Annotated in this window: 17 protein-coding genes, 1 tRNA gene, 3 rRNA genes and 1 other RNA gene; all 22 read right to left on the reverse strand. The window is 35.3% G+C overall.

Going from position 1 to position 21,222, the window contains the following annotated elements; translation table 11 throughout:
* Positions 1–69 precede the first annotated feature (69 nt).
* The 22 genes from rsmA to MHI13_RS10755 all read right to left on the reverse strand — a co-directional run bounded on the left by rsmA (position 70) and on the right by MHI13_RS10755 (position 21,167).
* Entirely contained in the window at positions 70–960 is an 891-nt protein-coding gene (rsmA, locus tag MHI13_RS10650; RefSeq protein ID WP_019835397.1) for a 16S rRNA (adenine(1518)-N(6)/adenine(1519)-N(6))-dimethyltransferase RsmA, read from the reverse strand.
* 2 nt (positions 961–962) lie between these two features.
* Positions 963–1,511: a ribonuclease M5 gene (rnmV, locus tag MHI13_RS10655; RefSeq protein WP_025987191.1), complete on the reverse strand. Its 549-nt coding sequence runs from the start codon at positions 1,509–1,511 to the stop codon at positions 963–965.
* 148 nt (positions 1,512–1,659) lie between these two features.
* The gene (locus MHI13_RS10660) at positions 1,660–2,430 is read right to left on the reverse strand and encodes a TatD family hydrolase (RefSeq protein ID WP_017176425.1); all 771 of its coding nucleotides are present in this window, start codon (positions 2,428–2,430) and stop codon (positions 1,660–1,662) included.
* Between the two features lie 23 nt (positions 2,431–2,453).
* The gene (metG, locus tag MHI13_RS10665) at positions 2,454–4,430 is read right to left on the reverse strand and encodes a methionine--tRNA ligase (RefSeq protein WP_017176426.1); all 1,977 of its coding nucleotides are present in this window, start codon (positions 4,428–4,430) and stop codon (positions 2,454–2,456) included.
* Between the two features lie 238 nt (positions 4,431–4,668).
* Entirely contained in the window at positions 4,669–5,511 is an 843-nt protein-coding gene (rsmI, locus tag MHI13_RS10670) for a 16S rRNA (cytidine(1402)-2'-O)-methyltransferase (RefSeq protein ID WP_019835399.1), read from the reverse strand.
* Position 5,512: 1 nt separating this feature from the next.
* Positions 5,513–5,761, reverse strand: coding sequence for a GIY-YIG nuclease family protein (locus tag MHI13_RS10675; protein WP_017176428.1), 249 nt, complete (start codon positions 5,759–5,761; stop codon positions 5,513–5,515).
* On the reverse strand, positions 5,754–6,479 hold the full coding sequence (locus MHI13_RS10680) for a tRNA1(Val) (adenine(37)-N6)-methyltransferase (protein WP_019835400.1): 726 nt from the start codon (positions 6,477–6,479) through the stop codon (positions 5,754–5,756). The genes MHI13_RS10675 and MHI13_RS10680 overlap by 8 nt, the downstream gene beginning before the upstream one ends.
* 121 nt (positions 6,480–6,600) lie before the next feature.
* Positions 6,601–6,993: a DNA replication initiation control protein YabA gene (yabA, locus tag MHI13_RS10685; RefSeq protein WP_017176430.1), complete on the reverse strand. Its 393-nt coding sequence runs from the start codon at positions 6,991–6,993 to the stop codon at positions 6,601–6,603.
* Positions 6,994–7,009: 16 nt separating this feature from the next.
* Positions 7,010–7,813, reverse strand: a complete 804-nt coding sequence (locus MHI13_RS10690) for a PSP1 domain-containing protein (protein ID WP_017176431.1) — start codon at positions 7,811–7,813, stop codon at positions 7,010–7,012.
* Positions 7,814–8,740 (reverse strand): DNA polymerase III subunit delta' C-terminal domain-containing protein, encoded by a 927-nt coding sequence (locus MHI13_RS10695; protein WP_019835402.1) that lies wholly within the window; start codon positions 8,738–8,740, stop codon positions 7,814–7,816.
* Between the two features lie 177 nt (positions 8,741–8,917).
* Positions 8,918–9,247, reverse strand: a complete 330-nt coding sequence (locus MHI13_RS10700; protein ID WP_002455851.1) for a cyclic-di-AMP receptor — start codon at positions 9,245–9,247, stop codon at positions 8,918–8,920.
* A 27-nt stretch (positions 9,248–9,274) separates the two neighbouring features.
* Entirely contained in the window at positions 9,275–9,892 is a 618-nt protein-coding gene (tmk, locus tag MHI13_RS10705; protein ID WP_049415672.1) for a dTMP kinase, read from the reverse strand.
* Position 9,893: 1 nt separating this feature from the next.
* Positions 9,894–11,231 (reverse strand): aminotransferase class V-fold PLP-dependent enzyme, encoded by a 1,338-nt coding sequence (locus tag MHI13_RS10710; protein ID WP_070519375.1) that lies wholly within the window; start codon positions 11,229–11,231, stop codon positions 9,894–9,896.
* Between the two features lie 194 nt (positions 11,232–11,425).
* Positions 11,426–11,540: ribosomal RNA gene (gene rrf, locus MHI13_RS10715) — 5S ribosomal RNA — on the reverse strand.
* 67 nt (positions 11,541–11,607) lie between these two features.
* A 23S ribosomal RNA gene (locus tag MHI13_RS10720) occupies positions 11,608–14,529 on the reverse strand.
* Positions 14,530–14,829: 300 nt separating this feature from the next.
* Positions 14,830–16,380 (reverse strand): 16S ribosomal RNA (locus MHI13_RS10725).
* The 16S, 23S and 5S rRNA genes sit together here, the layout of an rRNA operon.
* Positions 16,381–16,905: 525 nt before the next feature.
* Positions 16,906–17,502, reverse strand: coding sequence for a recombination mediator RecR (recR, locus tag MHI13_RS10730; protein ID WP_002447967.1), 597 nt, complete (start codon positions 17,500–17,502; stop codon positions 16,906–16,908).
* Positions 17,503–17,509: 7 nt separating this feature from the next.
* Complete coding sequence (locus tag MHI13_RS10735; RefSeq protein WP_002447964.1) at positions 17,510–17,827, reverse strand: YbaB/EbfC family nucleoid-associated protein; 318 nt, start codon at positions 17,825–17,827, stop codon at positions 17,510–17,512.
* A gap of 126 nt (positions 17,828–17,953) precedes the next feature.
* Positions 17,954–19,663, reverse strand: coding sequence for a DNA polymerase III subunit gamma/tau (gene dnaX, locus MHI13_RS10740; RefSeq protein WP_017175207.1), 1,710 nt, complete (start codon positions 19,661–19,663; stop codon positions 17,954–17,956).
* Positions 19,664–19,735: 72 nt separating this feature from the next.
* Positions 19,736–20,254, reverse strand: a complete 519-nt coding sequence (locus MHI13_RS10745) for a GNAT family N-acetyltransferase (protein ID WP_054105584.1) — start codon at positions 20,252–20,254, stop codon at positions 19,736–19,738.
* Positions 20,255–20,570: 316 nt separating this feature from the next.
* An RNA gene (ffs, locus tag MHI13_RS10750) (signal recognition particle sRNA large type) lies at positions 20,571–20,840 on the reverse strand.
* Positions 20,841–21,074: 234 nt separating this feature from the next.
* A tRNA-Ser gene (locus tag MHI13_RS10755) sits at positions 21,075–21,167 on the reverse strand.
* Positions 21,168–21,222 lie beyond the last annotated feature (55 nt).

Here is a 21,222-nt window from a genome sequence, read left to right on the forward strand (position 1 = left end):
ATCACATTTTGAAGTAATATGTCAAATAAAATTTAAATTTTATCAAGGTAGCGACACTTTGTCAACAATTTAATTTTCTAATTCTGGGAAATTTTTCTTTTCTTCATACAATCGTGCAAAATCTTGTATAGAAAGGGTTTCTCCACGACGTTTAGGATCAATATTTGCGTTTTCTAACCATTGATGAATTTGTGATTTATATTTTTTACCATCTTTAAAGAAATTCTGATAGTTATTATTAATCGTTTTACGTCTTTGAGCAAAAGCAGCTTTTGCAAGTTTAAAGAAAGCTTGTTCATCGTCTACTGAAACAAGAGGTTCCTCTCTTTGCATCAATTTTACAACAATCGAGTCAACATTTGGTGGCGGCATAAACACTGATTTAGGGACAGTGAGTACTTTACTCGTTTCTGTGTAATATTGAGTCACAATAGATAAAGAACCATATGCTTTTGTACCTACTTCTGCATTTAAACGCTCTCCAACTTCTTTTTGCATCATCACTACATAACCATCAATGGGAATATCTTGTTGCATTAAATTAAGTAAAATCGGAGTCGTAATATAGTAAGGTAAATTCGCTACTACCATAATTTTATCGCAATCATTTAAATACGTGTTCACAGATGCAGCTATATCAGCTTTTAATATATCTTCATTTATAATTGTTACATTGTCGTAGGGATGAAGTGTTTCTTTTAAAACTGGAATTAGACGTTGATCGATTTCAAATGACAACACTTTTTTAGCACTTTTAGCGAGTTGTTCTGTTAATGAGCCCATACCAGGGCCCACTTCAATTACACCTGTCGACTTATCAATATGACTTGCATCAATAATTTTATGAATAATATTAACATCTACTAAGAAATTTTGACCTAAGCTTTTCTTAAAATTAAAGTCAAATTGATTTAATAGTTCTTTTGTTCTAGAAGGTGTAGCTATATCTTTTCTATCCATCTTTAATTATTCTCCTTATCCATTGATAATGCACGTCGTACGTCTTCTTCAGTATAACCAAAAGCATTTAATTTTTTTAGTAATTGTTTGCCATTAGAATGTCCAATATGCAATTTACGTCCAAGTATCTCTCTCTTACGTCTCGCATCTTTACCAATAATTAAACCTAAATCAATTAATACACTTTTATCTATCGACTCCTCTCCTTCTTCAAAAGGAGAACTCACATGCATTAAGGCTTTCTTTATATCTTCAGGATGTGTATGTTCTATCCCAATTTTTCCACGCTTATTTTTCGCTTTTTCACGATCGACATAGGCATGTTTAACTCCTGGTACGTGTTCAGTAATAATATTTCTAATTCTATCACCTGGAAAGTCAGGATCAGTTAATACAATCACGCCTCTTGTTTCTTGAGCATTCTGAATCACTGCTAACGTTTCTCTATTAATGGCACTTCCATTTGTTTCAATCGTATCACATTCCACAGCTGTTTTAACTCGTTCTGTGTCATCTCTGCCTTCGACAACGATAAATTCATTTATTCTCATATTCATTTACCATTACCTTTCACTTAATCTCATTTCTATTATAACGGTTATACTATAAAAAATGAGAAAGATGCACATATTATCGTCATTCACTATTAGATAGCATTACGATAGATGATGTTTTACATCTTTCTCATACTGAGGATTATTAATTTAAGTTAAATAATCTTTCTGCATTTTCTGTAGTTTGACGACATACCTCTTCGTATGTCATATCACGTAAATCTGCAATTTGTTGTGCAACAAGCGTGACACGTTCAGGTTCATTACGTTTTCCTCTATAAGGATGTGGAGATAAATAAGGTGCATCTGTTTCAACTAATAAGCGATCCATTGGAACATGTTTAGCGACCTCTTTAGGTTGTTTTGCATTTTTGAATGTGACTGGTCCGCCTAATGACACATAGAAATTAAGTTTATTAATAATGACATCTGCAATTTCAGGTGATGCACTAAAACTATGCATAATGCCTCCAACTTCTTCTGCATGTTCTTCCATTAAAATATCTACACAATCTTGAGTTGCTTCACGATTATGAATGACAATAGGTAACTTAACGCGTTTAGCTAAAGCAATTTGCTTTCTAAACACTTCTTTTTGAACATCAGCTGGAGATTTATCCCAATGATAATCTAATCCCATTTCTCCAATACCGATAATTTTAGGATGCTGAGCTAATGATTCAATCCATTCTAAACGTTCTTCAGTAAAATCTATTGCATCTACAGGATGCCAACCGATAATACCATAAATAAAGTCATATTCATCAATCAGTTCCATAGTACGTTCAATTGTCTTAGTATCAAATCCCACGACAAACATACGGTCAACGCCTGCTTCTCTTGCACGAGATATCACTTCACTTAAATCTTCATCATATTGTTCGTCATTTAAATGAACATGTGTATCTATTAACATTTTATCTCTCCTAACGGCTATATTTATTTTATAATTGCACCATTTGGAATTGCACTCGGTAAGCTTACTAACGTTAATACTTTATCTTTTTCAGCTGATAATATCATACCTTCAGATTTGTGACCCATTAATTTTGCTGGCTTTAGGTTAGTTACAACAGCCACTTTTTTACCAATAATATCTTCTGGACGATAGAATTTCGCAATACCTGAAACAATCTGACGTTGTTCTGCTCCTAAATCAACTTGTATTTTTAATAATTTATCTGATTTCGGTACATTTTCTGCATCAATAACAGTTGCAGCTTTAATTTCAACTTTATCAAAATCTTTAATATCAATTTGCGATTTACTTGGTACTTCTTCTTTATCATCTTCATTAGATTTAGGTGGTTGCATTGATTCTTTAATAAATGCAATTTCATCCTCTGAATCTAATCTTGGGAAGATTGGAGAAGGTTTTTCAGTAACCATAATTGGTTCTTGTAATGCACCATAATGCTCTAAACTTGATAATTCGTATAAATCTGAATTATTAATATTCAATTGTTTGAAAATTTCTTTAGGCGCATGTGTTAAGAATGGACGCAATAATACAGTCGCAAAACGAATATTTTCAACTAAGTGTGCCATTACATTTCCTAACATATCTTTTTGACTTTCATCTTTAGCTAAAACCCATGGAGTGGTTTCATCGATATATTTATTTGTTCGACTTATTAACTTCCAAACTGTAGATAATGCTACTGAGAATTGGAAACTTTCCATATTGTCATGAAAGTTCTTCACAGTTTCAAGTGCTAATGCTTCCATATCTTCATCCAATTCATGTTTTGGTCCTTGATATGCAGGGAGCTCTCCTTGGAAATATTTATTAATCATAGAAATCGTACGGTTAACTAAGTTACCTAAATCATTTGCTAAGTCGAAATTAGTACGTTCAACAAATGCCTCCGGAGTAAATACGCCGTCAGATCCGAATGGTAATTCACGCATTAAGTAATAGCGTGTAGCATCTAAACCATAACGATCAATGAGAACATTAGGATCTACTACATTACCTTTAGATTTACTCATTTTTCCATCTTTCATTAAAATCCATCCGTGCGCGAATACTTTTTTCGGTAAAGGTAAATCAAGAGCCATAAGTAAGATAGGCCAAATAATAGAATGGAAACGAACAATTTCTTTTGCCATTAAATGTACATCTGCTGGCCAATATTTTTGGAATAATGAATCATCATCTGATAAATATCCAAGAGAAGAAATATAGTTTACTAAAGCATCAATCCATACATAAACTACATGTTTAGGGTTAGATGGAACTCTTACCCCCCAATCAAATGACGTACGTGAAACTGCTAAGTCTTCTAATCCTGGTTTAATAAAGTTATTAATCATTTCATTTTTTCTAGATGGAGGTTGAATAAAATCAGGATTAGCATCGTAAAATTCTAATAAACGATCTGTATATTTATTAATATTAAAGAAATAACTTTCTTCTTTAACTAATTCAACTTCATGTCCAGAATCTGGACTTTTACCACCTGCGATTTTACCATTTTCGTAAACAGGGTCTACAAGTTGAGATTCAGTATAATACGTTTCATCAGGGACAGAATACCATCCCTCATATTCACCAAGATAAATATCACCTTGTTTTAATAAACGTTCAAATACTTTTTCTACCACTTGTTTATGACGTTCTTCTGTAGTTCTAATAAAATCATCATTTGAGATTTCCAATTTAGCCCATAAACGTTTGATTCCAGCAATCATTTCATCTAAATACTCTAATTCTGTTTTTCCTGCTTTTTGCGCTTTTTCTTGGATTTTTTGACCATGTTCGTCTGTACCTGTAAGATAACGAACATCATATCCTTGCATACGTTTATATCGTGCAATTACATCACCAGCAACTGTAGAATATGCGTGACCGATATGCAGATTACCACTAGGATAATAAATAGGGGTTGTAATATAAAATGTTTCTTTCGCCATCAGTAGTCCTCCCTTTCGTTCATGTCTTAATGACTAGTTCACTTTAAATTTTATCTAAATTTTTAATTATTTTCTAATGAATATTTAATATAACGTTTGTGACGACACATCATCATAAAACATCTATCTTATTCATTATAACCCATATAGAATATACATTGTCGTATCTTATTAACATTACCATAAATTAATATTTTATGGTATTTTTCTATCACTATGATACAAGTTTTTATTAATTTTACGATTTAATATTATGATAAATATCATAAATCTCACTTGTTTTCATCTGTCGTTCTTCTGCGACTACTTTTATCGCTTTCTTAGGTTTTAAATTTTGAGTCTCAATATAATGATTAACATGATCTATAATCGTTACATCTTCAAACCATTGTTTTGTTTCTTGAGCTTTGGCCCCCTCAATTAAAATCACAAATTCTCCCTTTTGTGGAATCTCTTGATTTTCAATTGCTTCTAATAATTGTGATACTTCAAACATAACCACTTGTTCAAATTTTTTAGTAAGTTCACGACCTACTGCTACACGTCTTCTTGAATCTACTTTAATAATCGCTTTTAGTGTATCAATCACTCTAAATGGAGACTCATAAATGATTAAAGTACTATCTTGATACATTCGTTGAGATAAAATATTCACTTTTTCTTTTTCTTTTCGTGGCAAGAAGCCTAAAAAAGTATATGTAAATGAAGGTAAACCACTTGCCATTAGTGCAGTTAATCCTGCATTAGGTCCTGGAATGGTTTCTACAGCAATGTTATGTTTATGTGCTTCAACAACAAGTTCATATCCTGGATCGCTAATTAACGGCAACCCTGCATCTGATACAAGCGCAATATTATTTTCTTCTTTAAGTAATTGAATTAAATAATCTGTCTGTTGCTCTTTATTATGTTCATGATATGATTTTAATGGAGTAGTAATATCATAGTGGTTACATAACTTTTTAGTTACTCTCGTATCTTCACACGCAATGATATCTACCTGTTTTAACGTTTCGATTGCTCGAAATGTAATGTCACTTAAATTACCTATCGGTGTCCCTACTAAGTATAAAGTTGCCATATTATCCCTCCTCAATCAATTTTAGTTTTCTTTGTCTTGTAAATGTCTTAATTTCATATTCTCTACGTAAAGCTTCTGATTTTGTCTCGTACATTTCTTGATATACTAACACTACCGGACGTCTTATTTTTGTATATTTAGCACCTTTCCCAGCATTGTGTTTATTTATACGTGCCTCAATATTATTCGTATACCCTGTATATAAACTGTTATCACTGCAACGTACGATATATACAAAGTGACTACCCATAATAAACCTCTTTCATTTGCTCACTATATTCGCCATTTTCATTGTAAATATAAAATGGTGGTGCAATCTCTAGACCTTGATTACCATTTTTTCTTCCTTCAACAACAATAGTGACTGCTGATTTACCATGCTTACTATAAATAAATACAATACGTTTAGGTTCGATATTAGCTTGTCTCATTTCAGTTAATACATCCATAAGTCGTTCAGCACGATGAACCATAACTAGACGTCCACCCTGTTTTAATAAATGCCGTGCTGCAAACATGCAATCTTCTAAACTACACATAATTTCATGTCGTGCTATTTTATGTGCTTCTTTTTGGTGTTGATGAAGTTGATTACGTTTAAAGTAAGGCGGGTTACAGGTTATTAATGTAAACTGAGAGGGTTTAAACGTTTGATACACATCTTTTAAATCCATATTATGCATAGATAAACGCTCTTCTAATCGATTATATTTAAAGCTTCGTTGAGCCATGTCTGCCAACTGTTCTTGAATTTCAATACTTTCTATTTTTTGATGACTTTTTGCAGATAATAATAAAGCAATAACACCATTTCCGGCACACAAGTCTAGAATGCTATCATTTTTTCGTACTTTAGTAAAATGTGCTAATAAAAGTGCATCAGTAGAAAAAGAAAACACCTCATCATTTTGAATGATTTTTAAGTTCTCCTTAATTAAATCATCTAATCTTTCTTGTTCCTTCAACATATATGTTATCTCCTAAAAAAGAGATGTATCACAACACAAAATCTGAAATTTTATTGTGTTGAAATTCATCTCTCCTAAAAATTAAAATTATACCATCCATTTATCATTCTTTGTTGTGGATTTAACTATTTAAAACATTCATGCATAATAAACAATCTTCACCATAACGATGTTTACCAAATAATTCGCCATTACAAATATGAAAACCTTCACTATACAAAACAGCTAAATTGTCTTTACTTGGTAAAGGTTTTTTTACATTTTTAATTGCACTTTTAAAGTCATTTTCATTTGATTTTTTATTATGTTGACTTTCACTATTGACTTTTGTTGATTCAACATCTTGTTCACTTTTAGCCATTAGCGCTTTTAAATTATCGTTTTCTACTTGTAACGTTACATTTTCTTCTATCAATTGAATAGCTAAAGATTTAAGTTCAGTCATCTCTTGAGTTAATACATTAACGTTACTTTCTAATTTTACAATTTTTTCGAATAAATCATTGCGATTCAAAAGAAAGACACTCTCCTTAATTAAATGTAGCTAATTCCTCCATTTTATATTCTAAAGGTTGCTCTAAACCATCAATCTTCACTTGCATCGAAATATCTAATATATTTAATCCTACAACTTGTCCAGTACCTTCCGGTGTATGAATTTCATCGCCTACATCTGGTAATTGTGCACGAGCTTCCTCATAATAATCATTTTCATATTTAAGACAACACATTAAACGTCCACATGCACCAGAAATTTTAGTTGGATTTAATGATAAATTTTGATCTTTTGCCATTTTGATAGATACCGGTTGAAAATCTCCTAAAAATGTTGAACAACATAATGAACGTCCACATGGCCCAATTCCACCTAGGAGTTTTGCTTCATCACGAACGCCAATTTGTCTAAGTTCAATACGTGTTCTTAAATTTTGAGCTAATACTTTCACTAACTTTCTAAAATCGATACGATCATCAGCAGTAAAATTAAAAATGACTTTCGATTTATCTAAAGTATACTCACAATTCACTAAGCGCATATCTAAGTCTTGATCTTTCACTAACTGTTTACATAAAATTAGTGCTTGCTCTGCATCTTCTTCATTTTGATTGTATTGTTGTATATCTTCTTCAGTTGCAATACGTAGAATATCTTTTAACGGTAATGTCACATCTTCATCATTTACACATTTTGAAGCTAACTTTACTATACCTATTTCAATGCCTCGTTTAGATTCGACTACAACCCAGTCTTCACTGTCTAATTTTAAATCATTCGGCGCATAATATTCCAATTTACCTGCTTTTTGAAATTGCACACCTACTACATTTGGCATTTAACTCACACCTTTAATTACGATTTGTTCAAATACGAGCATCGGATTCACATTCTGTATCAATTTTTTATGTGCTTCTGTAATTTGATCATACATTAATATCATTTGATTAAGTGTTAATCGTGTTGTGTATTCCTTAATTAGTGGTTTAAGATCAGTAAAAATGAAATTGTTCTCAATTCCGACTTTAGCATGCATCATATCTTCAAAAAAAGCATTGATAACAGACAAAGTAAGAAGTTGTAGTTTTCGATTTTTAGCATTTTTTAACACATCAATAACACCAATCAAGGCCATTGGTTTATTTGTTAATAATAATTCGCACCAATGAACGATTACTTTTCTTAATTCAATTAAATCATACTCTTCATTAAGGTCTTTGGCTACCTCAATTTGTGTCGTATATGAACTTAACATTTCAGCAATAGCCCGATTCATACCATTATCAACAAGTTTATCGATAAAATGCGATTTGTCACTCGGTTTAAAATACATATGTTGACATCTAGAGTGAATCGTATTTAATATTTGTTCTGGTTTAGTAGAAATTAAAATTGCAATAGTATTTTCTGGAGGTTCCTCTAAAAATTTTAAGATACTATTTTCACCTTGAACTGTTAACTTTTCAAAGTCTTCTATGATATAAACTTTATATGTACCTTCAATAGGTAATTGGTTCATTTGGCGTACAAGTTGTTCAATTTGTTCTTTTTTTATAGTAGATTCTTCAGAGGATATATATGTAAAATCAGGATGATTAAAATTACGCAATTTCAACTCACATTGTTCATTTCCATTACAAAGAATAAGTTGTGCAAATTCCATTGCTACATGTTTCATTGATTGTGCATCATCACCTTCAAATAAATAGGCATGTGATAATTTATTCGAATGAAAAGCATTAGCTAATTTTTGTAATTCCTCCATATTTGCATACTCCCTATTCATAGTTCATTTTAAAATTATATCATTAAATTTTTCAGTCGCATTTATCATTTAGCAATTAATTATGATGTATATGATAAAGAGCCGATAACATAAAAAATATGTTTCAGGCTCTTTGAAAATTATCTTTTAAAACTTTATTTAATTGTTAAATTAAGCTTAGAATCTGTGGAATTTTTCTACTGGCATTACAAATACTGTAGCGCCTCCAACTTCAACTTCAACAGGATAAGGTATGTAAGAGTCTGCACTACCACCCATTGGCGTCATTGGTGAAACAAGTTGATCTCTATTACCACACGTATTATCAATGACGGTTAACGCTTCATCAACACGTTCATCATCTACACCACATAAGAATGTTGTATTTCCTGCTCTTAAGAAGCCACCAGTTGTTGCTAGTTTAGTAGCTCTAAAATTGTTTTTTACGAGTTGGTCTGAAAGTTCTTGACTATCTTGATCTTGAACGATCGCTATAATCATTTTCATTTTAATACACCTCTCCATATTATTATATCATAAGTTTTTTAAGTAACTTAAAATGATCTCATAAGTATCACTTACGACACTTTCGATGTTTTGTGTAGCATCAATTACTTTAAAACGCTCAGGATTAGTTTTAATTAATGTTTTATATCCCTCAATTACTTTTTGATGAAAAGTTAGTGTTTCTTTATCTAATCGATTCTGACTTCTTTGATTTTTTAGTATTCGTTCTCTCCCCACTTCAGCATCAATATCAAGATAAATTGTTAAATCTGGATAAAGTCCATTAATTGCAAATTCATTTATTTTTTTAACTTCTTCTATACCTATACCCCGTGCATGCCCTTGATATGCTAAAGAACTGTCAATATATCGATCACATAAGACTACTTTATTATTTTTTAAAGCGGGTATCACTTTTTCAACCAAATGTTCTCTTCTAGATGCTGCAAATAACAATGCTTCTGTACGTATATCAATATTTTCACCATCTAGTAAGATATTACGTATTTCTTCCCCCGTAGATACTCCACCTGGTTCTCTAGTAGAAATAACATTATAATTTTCAGATAACAACTTATTAATCTGATTTAACACTGTAGTTTTCCCAGAACCTTCAGGCCCTTCAAACGTTATAAATGCAGCCATATTATTCATCCTTAACTAATATTTTATCGTTTTTAATACCTTCAACACGTACACTATGTGAAAGATAATATTGCATCAATTTTATCATATTTTTAGTCACTTTTTCTCCTTTCCAAAACACAGGAATTCCAGGAGGATAAGGCACAATATGTTGAGCTAATACTTTATCTTGTGCTTTATTAATATTTATCCAATATGCATGATTAATATACTTTGATACATAAACACTTTTTTCTAGCGGCAATAAAACCGGCTCTAGCTTTTCTTTTGCTTTTTTAGGTAATTTTATAGTTTTTATTCTATGCAGTAATGTTTCGAAAGGATATCTATCATTAAAATGCCACAATGGTAAGACAATGAGTATTTGATAATCATCAGCTAATTCAATATAAATATGATTCTTTTCAAAATAACGTTGTACTTCAAAACCCGTATGCCCATTTGCTCGAACAATAAGCTTTAATGGATCCTCGACTTCAATAACTTCAAAATGCTGTTGTCTTAACGTTTCAATAAATTGTTTTCTTTTTTCGAAAAAGAGACTACTGTCATAAGAATTATAAAATTGATGCGCTAGTTCAATGCTCGACATTACTAAATAAGATGGACTAGAAGTTTGAAAAATACCTAAATATTTAATAACTTCATCTTTCAAAGGTGCATTTTTATGAATAAATAATACTGATCCCATAGTAAGCGTAGGCAAAGTTTTGTGATACGATTGAACAACATAGTCAGCTTCTGATTCTAAAGCTGATTTAGGAAAGTGTTTCAAATTAAAATGGGCACCATGAGCCTCATCAATTAAAACAGGTATATTGTAATCGTGAAATTGTTTAACACACTGATTGATATCAAAGCATTCTCCATAATAATTTGGATAAGTAACGACAGCGAGTTTTTGATGTCGTAACATTTTAGTATCAATCAAAGGCGCTAAATACTGGTAACTTTTATCACTTCTGTACATAGGCAAAATATCTGCAGACTGTTGAGTTAAATCTAAAGCATTAAAAACTGATTTATGTACATTACGGCTAATTAGATAACGACCTTTTATATGAGTAAATGCTTGTATAACTGATAAAATGCCTGAAGTTGTACCATTAACTAAATAATAAGCATCATAATTAGGATGCTTATTCACACGATTCATACTTTCTAAAATAGTATTTTCTGGATGGTGTAAATCATCTAGACCCGTGATTTCAGTCATATCCATTTTCAAAGATAATGCATCTAAATAACCGATAGTCATATTTTTATGTCCTGGAACATGTAATGAGATAGCATGATGATGAATTAAATCATCAAGTTTTTGAGTGATAGGTAATTTCAATTAAGTCTTCTCCTCATATATCTTTAAATATCTCCTATTTTAATAGATAATTTAAAAAAATAAAAGAAACGCTACAATTTCTGTTGTTTGATCTCTTCTCAATTCATTAGCTCCCAGCACTTTTTCTAAATTTCGACATAAAAAAAGAGACCTCACGGTCTCAATATCAGCTCATCGCATCCATACAATGATTTGCCTGGCAACGTCCTACTCTAGCGGAACGTCAGTCCAACTACCATCGGCGCTAAGGAGCTTAACTTCTGTGTTCGGCATGGGAACAGGTGTGACCTCCTTGCCATTGTCACCAGACAAATGAATGATTATACATTCAAAACTAGATAGTAAGTAAAGATTTGCGTCGCAAAACTTGAAAAAATTGATTAAGTCTTCGATCGATTAGTATTCGTCAGCTCCACGTGTCACCACGCTTCCACCTCGAACCTATTAACCTCATCATCTCTGAGGGATCTTATAACCGAAGTTGGGAAATCTCATCTTGAGGGGGGCTTCATGCTTAGATGCTTTCAGCACTTATCCCGTCCATACATAGCTACCCAGCTATGCCGTTGGCACGACAACTGGTACACCAGAGGTATGTCCATCCCGGTCCTCTCGTACTAAGGACAGCTCCTCTCAAATTTCCTACGCCCACGACGGATAGGGACCGAACTGTCTCACGACGTTCTGAACCCAGCTCGCGTACCGCTTTAATGGGCGAACAGCCCAACCCTTGGGACCGACTACAGCCCCAGGATGCGATGAGCCGACATCGAGGTGCCAAACCTCCCCGTCGATGTGAACTCTTGGGGGAGATAAGCCTGTTATCCCCGGGGTAGCTTTTATCCGTTGAGCGATGGCCCTTCCATGCGGAACCACCGGATCACTAAGTCCGTCTTTCGACCCTGCTCGACTTGTAGGTCTCGCAGTCAAGCTCCCTTATGCCTTTACACTCTATGAATGATTTCCAACCATTCTGAGGGAACCTTTGAGCGCCTCCGTTACCTTTTAGGAGGCGACCGCCCCAGTCAAACTGCCCGCCTGACACTGTCTCCCACCACGATAAGTGGTGCGGGTTAGAAAGCCAACACAGCTAGGGTAGTATCCCACCAACGCCTCCACGTAAGCTAGCGCTCACGTTTCAAAGGCTCCTACCTATCCTGTACAAGCTGTGCCGAATTTCAATATCAGGCTACAGTAAAGCTCCACGGGGTCTTTCCGTCCTGTCGCGGGTAACCTGCATCTTCACAGGTACTATGATTTCACCGAGTCTCTCGTTGAGACAGTGCCCAAATCGTTACGCCTTTCGTGCGGGTCGGAACTTACCCGACAAGGAATTTCGCTACCTTAGGACCGTTATAGTTACGGCCGCCGTTTACTGGGGCTTCGATTCGTAGCTTCGCAGAAGCTAACCACTCCTCTTAACCTTCCAGCACCGGGCAGGCGTCAGCCCCTATACATCACCTTACGGTTTAGCAGAGACCTGTGTTTTTGATAAACAGTCGCTTGGGCCTATTCACTGCGGCTCTTCTGGGCTTGCACCCTAAAGAGCACCCCTTCTCCCGAAGTTACGGGGTCATTTTGCCGAGTTCCTTAACGAGAGTTCGCTCGCTCACCTTAGAATTCTCATCTTGACTACCTGTGTCGGTTTGCGGTACGGGCACCTAATCTCTATCTAGAGGCTTTTCTCGGCAGTGTGAAATCAACGACTCGAGGAAACAATTTCCTCTCCCCATCACAGCTCAATCTTAAGAGTGCCGGATTTGCCTAACACTCAATCTCACTGCTTAGACGTACAATCCAATCGTACGCTTCGCCTATCCTACTGCGTCCCCCCATCGATTAAAACGATTATAGGTGGTACAGGAATATCAACCTGTTATCCATCGCCTACGCCTGTCGGCCTCAGCTTAGGACCCGACTAACCCAGAGCGGACGAGCCTTCCTCTGGAAACCTTAGTCAATCGGTGGACGGGATTCTCACCCGTCTTTCGCTACTCACACCGGCATTCTCACTTCTAAGCGCTCCACATGTCCTTGCGATCATGCTTCAACGCCCTTAGAACGCTCTCCTACCATTGTCCAAAGGACAATCCACAGCTTCGGTAATATGTTTAGCCCCGGTACATTTTCGGCGCAGTGTCACTCGACTAGTGAGCTATTACGCACTCTTTAAATGATGGCTGCTTCTAAGCCAACATCCTAGTTGTCTGGGCAACGCCACATCCTTTTCCACTTAACATATATTTTGGGACCTTAGCTGGTGGTCTGGGCTGTTTCCCTTTCGAACACGGACCTTATCACCCATGTTCTGACTCCCAAGTTAAATTAATTGGCATTCGGAGTTTGTCTGAATTCGGTAACCCGAGAGGGGCCCCTCGTCCAAACAGTGCTCTACCTCCAATAATCATCACTTGAGGCTAGCCCTAAAGCTATTTCGGAGAGAACCAGCTATCTCCAAGTTCGATTGGAATTTCTCCGCTACCCACAGTTCATCCGCTCACTTTTCAACGTAAGTCGGTTCGGTCCTCCATTCAGTGTTACCTGAACTTCAACCTGACCATGGGTAGATCACCTGGTTTCGGGTCTACAACCAAATACTATACGCCCTATTCAGACTCGCTTTCGCTACGGCTCCACATTTTCTGCTTAACCTTGCATCAGATCGTAACTCGCCGGTTCATTCTACAAAAGGCACGCCATCACCCATTAACGGGCTCTGACTACTTGTAAGCACACGGTTTCAAGTTCTCTTTCACTCCCCTTCCGGGGTACTTTTCACCTTTCCCTCACGGTACTGGTTCACTATCGGTCACTAGAGAGTATTTAGCCTTAGGAGATGGTCCTCCCAGATTCCGACGGAATTTCACGTGCTCCGTCGTACTCAGGATCCACTCAAGAGAGAATATATTTTCAACTACAGGATTATTACCTTCTTTGATTCAACTTTCCAGATGATTCGTTTAATATATTCCTTTGTAACTCCGTATAGAGTGTCCTACAACCCCAATAAGCAAGCTTATTGGTTTGGGCTCTTCCCGTTTCGCTCGCCGCTACTCAGGGAATCGAATTTTCTTTCTCTTCCTCCGGGTACTAAGATGTTTCAGTTCTCCGGGTCTGCCTTCTGACAAGCTATGAATTCACTTGTCGATAACACAACATAACTTGTGTTGGGTTCCCCCATTCGGAAATCTCTGGATCAACGCTTACTTACAGCTACCCAAAGCATATCGTCGTTAGTAACGTCCTTCATCGGCTTCTAGTGCCAAGGCATCCACCGTGCGCCCTTAATAACTTAATCTAATATAGTTATTAATCTGTGAGTGTTCTTTCGAACACTAGCGATTATTTTTTATGAATTCAAGCTTATTTAAAACTCTATTCACTCGGTTTTGCTTGGTAAAATCTATTTACTTACTTATCTAGTTTTCAATGTACAATGTCATTAATTAATAATCACAATTAAGTATTATAACAAAATATAATAGTCAATGCAATATTCAATTAATCATGAATGTTTAAAAATAAACATTCAAAACTGAATACAATATGTCACGTTATTCCGTATCATCTCTACGAGATGTTCCGAATATATCCTTAGAAAGGAGGTGATCCAGCCGCACCTTCCGATACGGCTACCTTGTTACGACTTCACCCCAATCATTTGTCCCACCTTCGACGGCTAGCTCCAAATGGTTACTCCACCGGCTTCGGGTGTTACAAACTCTCGTGGTGTGACGGGCGGTGTGTACAAGACCCGGGAACGTATTCACCGTAGCATGCTGATCTACGATTACTAGCGATTCCAGCTTCATGTAGTCGAGTTGCAGACTACAATCCGAACTGAGAACAACTTTATGGGATTTGCTTGACCTCGCGGTTTCGCTGCCCTTTGTATTGTCCATTGTAGCACGTGTGTAGCCCAAATCATAAGGGGCATGATGATTTGACGTCATCCCCACCTTCCTCCGGTTTGTCACCGGCAGTCAACTTAGAGTGCCCAACTTAATGATGGCAACTAAGCTTAAGGGTTGCGCTCGTTGCGGGACTTAACCCAACATCTCACGACACGAGCTGACGACAACCATGCACCACCTGTCACTTTGTCCCCCGAAGGGGAAACTTCTATCTCTAGAAGGGTCAAAGGATGTCAAGATTTGGTAAGGTTCTTCGCGTTGCTTCGAATTAAACCACATGCTCCACCGCTTGTGCGGGTCCCCGTCAATTCCTTTGAGTTTCAACCTTGCGGTCGTACTCCCCAGGCGGAGTGCTTAATGCGTTAGCTGCAGCACTAAGGGGCGGAAACCCCCTAACACTTAGCACTCATCGTTTACGGCGTGGACTACCAGGGTATCTAATCCTGTTTGATCCCCACGCTTTCGCACATCAGCGTCAGTTACAGACCAGAAAGTCGCCTTCGCCACTGGTGTTCCTCCATATCTCTGCGCATTTCACCGCTACACATGGAATTCCACTTTCCTCTTCTGCACTCAAGTTTTCCAGTTTCCAATGACCCTCCACGGTTGAGCCGTGGGCTTTCACATCAGACTTAAAAAACCGCCTACGCGCGCTTTACGCCCAATAATTCCGGATAACGCTTGCCACCTACGTATTACCGCGGCTGCTGGCACGTAGTTAGCCGTGGCTTTCTGATTAGGTACCGTCAAGACGTGCACAGTTACTTACACGTTTGTTCTTCCCTAATAACAGAGTTTTACGATCCGAAGACCTTCATCACTCACGCGGCGTTGCTCCGTCAGGCTTTCGCCCATTGCGGAAGATTCCCTACTGCTGCCTCCCGTAGGAGTCTGGACCGTGTCTCAGTTCCAGTGTGGCCGATCACCCTCTCAGGTCGGCTACGTATCGTTGCCTTGGTAAGCCGTTACCTTACCAACTAGCTAATACGGCGCAGGTCCATCTATAAGTGATAGCAAAGCCATCTTTCACTATCGAACCATGCGGTTCGAAATATTATCCGGTATTAGCTCCGGTTTCCCGAAGTTATCCCAGTCTTATAGGTAGGTTACCTACGTGTTACTCACCCGTCCGCCGCTAACGTCAAAGGAGCAAGCTCCTCGTCTGTTCGCTCGACTTGCATGTATTAGGCACGCCGCCAGCGTTCATCCTGAGCCAGGATCAAACTCTCCATAAAAATTTATGATGTTTGATTAGCTCATAATACTAAATAGTGTTTGTAACATTTAAGTTACTTTATTGGAATTAACGTTGACATATTGTCATTCAGTTTTCAATGTTCATTTCTTCAACACAAGAATTAATTATACTCGCTATCGATATGAAAGTCAACAACTTTTTTAAATTAATTTTTTTGTGTGTTTAATGTTCGTTGATTTGTTTCGCTCAACAAATAAATACTATACAGGGTTTCTCCCAAATGTACAACGGTAAAAATTACACTACAAAGAGCGAAAGATAGAGACTAACCCACAAAACACGAACATTATATAAAATAATTTGTTAATAGTTAATATTAAAGTTGTTTTCTTTCAGTTTATAACTTTTTTTACATTACTTTTATCTCATAAAACAAACTTTTAAAAATTTACATTTTTTAAAATAATTTTAAAAAAAGCTATTTACAGTGTGATTTAGTATTGTTGAAGGCGGAATATCCTCGCTATTCAATACTCATCTACTATAAATAGCACATAAAAATTTACATTTCGGTTCTACCAGCAATTGCTTTAGAAAGCGTTACTTCATCAGCATACTCTAAATCGCCACCAACTGATAATCCTTGTGCAAGACGCGTTACTTTTATTCCAATAGGTTTTACAAGTCTTGAAATATACATGGCGGTCGATTCACCTTCTAAGTTTGGATTCATAGCTAATATAAGTTCTTTAACTTCTTCATCTTTTAATCTATCAATAAGTGTGGGTATATTGATATCTTCAGGTCCTATACCATCCATTGGAGAGATAGATCCATGTAATACATGATAAAGGCCTTTATACTCTCTCATTTTTTCCATTGCAATAACATCTTTATCATCTTCAACCACACAAATAATTGAACGATCCCTTTGTTTATCTTCACAAATGTAACACGGATCTTTTTCAGTAATATGACCGCAAATACTACAATAGGTAAGTTCTCGCTTAACATCTACTAAGGCTTTAGCAAATTTTACGACATCGTCTTCTTTCATGTCTAATGTATAAAAAGCCAGACGTTGAGCCGTCTTGGGACCAATGCCTGGCAGTTTCATAAAACTATCTATAAGTTTTGAAATCGGTTCAGGATAATGCATACTTAACCTACATTCCTGGAATATTTAAGCCTTGAGTATGTTTACCTAATCGTTCTTGCGTTAAATTATCTGCTTTATTCATTGCTTCATTTGTTGCAGCTAAAACTAAATCTTGTAACATTTCGATATCATCTGGATCTACTGCTTCTTCTTTAATTTCTACATCTACAACTTCTTTATGACCAGTTACAGTTACGGCAACCATACCGCCACCAGCTGTTCCTACAATACGTTCGTCTTTAAGTTTTTCTTGTTCTTGTGCCATTTTCTTTTGCATTTTTTGCATTTGCTTCATCATTTGTTGCATATTTCCGCCACCGCGCATCATTCATTTCCTCCTTAAATTTTCACATTAATTTTATTATAATTTATATTTCATTATACATACGTTTATATTTATTGTCATGTATGACTCATTCAACTTACCTTATAAACAAACTGATATATTTTATTATTCATCTATAATATTCACAGTATCTTCACCAAATAAATCTCTCGCTTTTTGAGCAATATCAGACGTTTCCTCTTTAGTATTATCTTTTGTACTTTCAGAAGAATGATGATCATTTTGTTTTCTATGATTAATATACTCGCTTCTCACTCTCATCCATTGATCTGAAGGGACACCTACTACTTCAACGTTTTTATCAATGATATTACAAACGACGTTTTCAATGTTTTTCCTTTTTTCTTCATCTTTATTAACAATTTCACAATGTATTTCTTCATCAAATTGAATTAATACACGTTTTCTACTTGCTGCTACTGGAATTGAGTTTTGCAATAAGCTGACTAAAGATTTTTTATCATTACTTTTAGCATAATCAATTACTTCTTGCCAATGTTCTTTAAGTAGTTGAATATCTTCTTTATTTGCTTCATCTAACACTTTAGCTATCTGCGTCATAGAAAATGCCGCTTTACTTTGACGTTTATTTCTAGAATGTGTGTTTGTTTGTGTGTGCTTTTTATTACTCTGTGAAATACCTTGTGCTTTTAGAGTTTTTAACTCATTTTCAAGTTGTTCCATTCTTTGTAATAACACTTCATTATTAGGTTCTGTAGCAACAGGCGTTGTTGCTACATTTTCTACTTTCGTAGGATTTGTTTTCACCATTTCAGCTAATTTAACTAATAACACTTCAAAGTGTACATTCTGATTCACACTAAATCTAATAGAAACGAGCGTATCATTTATAATATCTATCATATGATATAACGTTTCTAAATCAAATTGAGTTAAGGCATCGTAACTTGTTTGTTCATTGATTGTTTTATTCATAATCGTATCTCTTACGAAATAAATCATATCATTAATAAGTCTATTTACTTCTTTACCTTCAGATACAAAGTGATGATAACGAGAAAATGCTTCTTTTACATTTCCATTAACGATATCGTTAAATAATTCATTAAGCGATGCTTCATCTACACTACCCGTTACGTCTAATACATCTTGTAAGGTAAGATGCTCATCTCCAAAAGCAATTGCTTGGTCCATAATGCTTAATGCATCACGCATACCACCTTCTGATGCTTTAGCAATAAATTCTAATGCCGCTTCCTCATAATCTAGTGATTGTTCTTGTGCAACAAAACGTAATCGTTCGACAATTTGTTCGGTACTAATCGCTTTAAAATCAAAACGTTGTGCACGTGAAATAATCGTAGGTGGTATTTTATGCGGTTCTGTTGTTGCTAAAATAAAAATAGCGTGTGCTGGAGGTTCTTCTAATGTTTTTAATAAAGCATTAAAAGCACCTGTTGTAAGCATATGAACTTCATCTATAATATAAACCTTATATTTTGATTCACTAGGTGCGTATTTAACTTTATCTCTAATATTTCTAATTTCATCAACACCGTTATTACTAGCAGCATCAATTTCAATAACGTCACCATTTGTTCCTTGTGTAATGCCTTTACATACTGCACACTCATTACAAGGTTCACCATCATGGGGATTTAAACAGTTAATAGCTTTAGCAAACACTTTAGCTATACTTGTTTTACCAGTTCCTCTTGGGCCACTAAAAATATATGCATGAGATTGCTTTCCTTTTGAAATAGCATTTCTCAATGTTTTAGTGACATGTTCTTGACCTACAACATCATTAAAACTTTGAGGTCTAAACATTCGATATAAAGCTTGATAATTCACAGTCGCACCTCCAATACAATTACTTATCAATTATATCATGCAATATCTTTGATATATTAATTTTTTATACTTCTATGATATTGGTTGTAGTTTCCCATGTGGATATTCACTTAATTGATCCCACAAGAATTTCACATAAAGAGACTTATCATCATTTTTCGATATAATATGATGTTGTGCCGCTGATACATAACCTAACGCTGTAAAATACTCAGGACAATCATCTACAATAATAGCAGTATAATGATGAGCTTTCGCACGCTCTTCTACAGCTTGCACTAAAGCTTTTCCTATACCTTGGTTTCGATAAGATGTTGCTACAATCAAAGAAGATAATTGTAATACTTTAAATGTATCTTCATTATCAATGAGATTCACTTCATTTAGCATGATGTGCCCTATAATGTCCCCATCTTCTTTTTTCGCAATAACTTCTAATTCATAATTATATGTAGATTGTTTTCTTAAATTAGAAATTATTTTACTATGTGATTTACCATCTAAACCTTTGTTATTAGTATAATGTTTTTCAAGTTTTTCTAAAGTCTCGATATAATCCATTTCAGTTAAAGTACTTAAATAAACTTGCATAACTTCCCCCTATAATTAACATGTTTCTAATCATATTTCTATTAAATGAATTGAGTAAATGTATCAGTGTATACACCCATAACCCTCATTATAAAAATAATTTAGGGTGTTTGTTTTTCTCAACATGCCTATTTTGAATATCTGTATATAAGTATGATGTTTATAGTTGTTCGATAACAACTTATTTAAATGATTTAAGAATCTTTATCTGTATTCTAAGTTCTTCTATAGTTTATATAAAAAAGGAGTGACTTTAAATTAAAGTCACTCGTAAAGTATATCTATTTATAGAAATGATTAATTTTAAATTAAATAACCGTGCACCTTCGAATCGAGTGTACATCATAAACGTTACCGAAGTCGATAGCTAAATCTCGGCTACCCTACGGCACATATGAGTGTCCACTTAATGCTGCTTCCGTCAGGACCTGACATGATTCATGGGTTCATATTGCATAGGACCGAAATCTTCAAACACCTCGTGCTTCGGGCAGACTTCACAAAAGTACACCCTCAACGAAGGATTTAAGTCTCGCATAAAGCGGATTTCGAGTACAGGGAACCGCTACCTCCCCACCTAGCACGGTAAGTTTTATAATACTATAAAACGTATTAACGTTGCAAGTAAAATAGTATATTTATTTATAAATCATTCAAGTTAAAAACCAATTCAAAAATATTACTATTTATTTTGTCGACGAGAAAATTCATTCATTGAATGATTTGATTTTTTAAAAATTTAGTACATAAAAATAAGCACTCAGTAAGTTACTGAGTGCTTATCTTCTTTATATTGATTAGTCTTGGATTTTAATGATAATGGCGGAGGAAGAGGGATTCGAACCCCCGCGGCCCGTTAAGGCCCTGTCGGTTTTCAAGACCGATCCCTTCAGCCGGACTTGGGTATTCCTCCAATGAACACAATAACCATCATATAATATTATTCATTGGAAGTCAATATTTTTATG

This window comes from Staphylococcus sp. FSL K6-0223 (assembly GCF_038008285.1).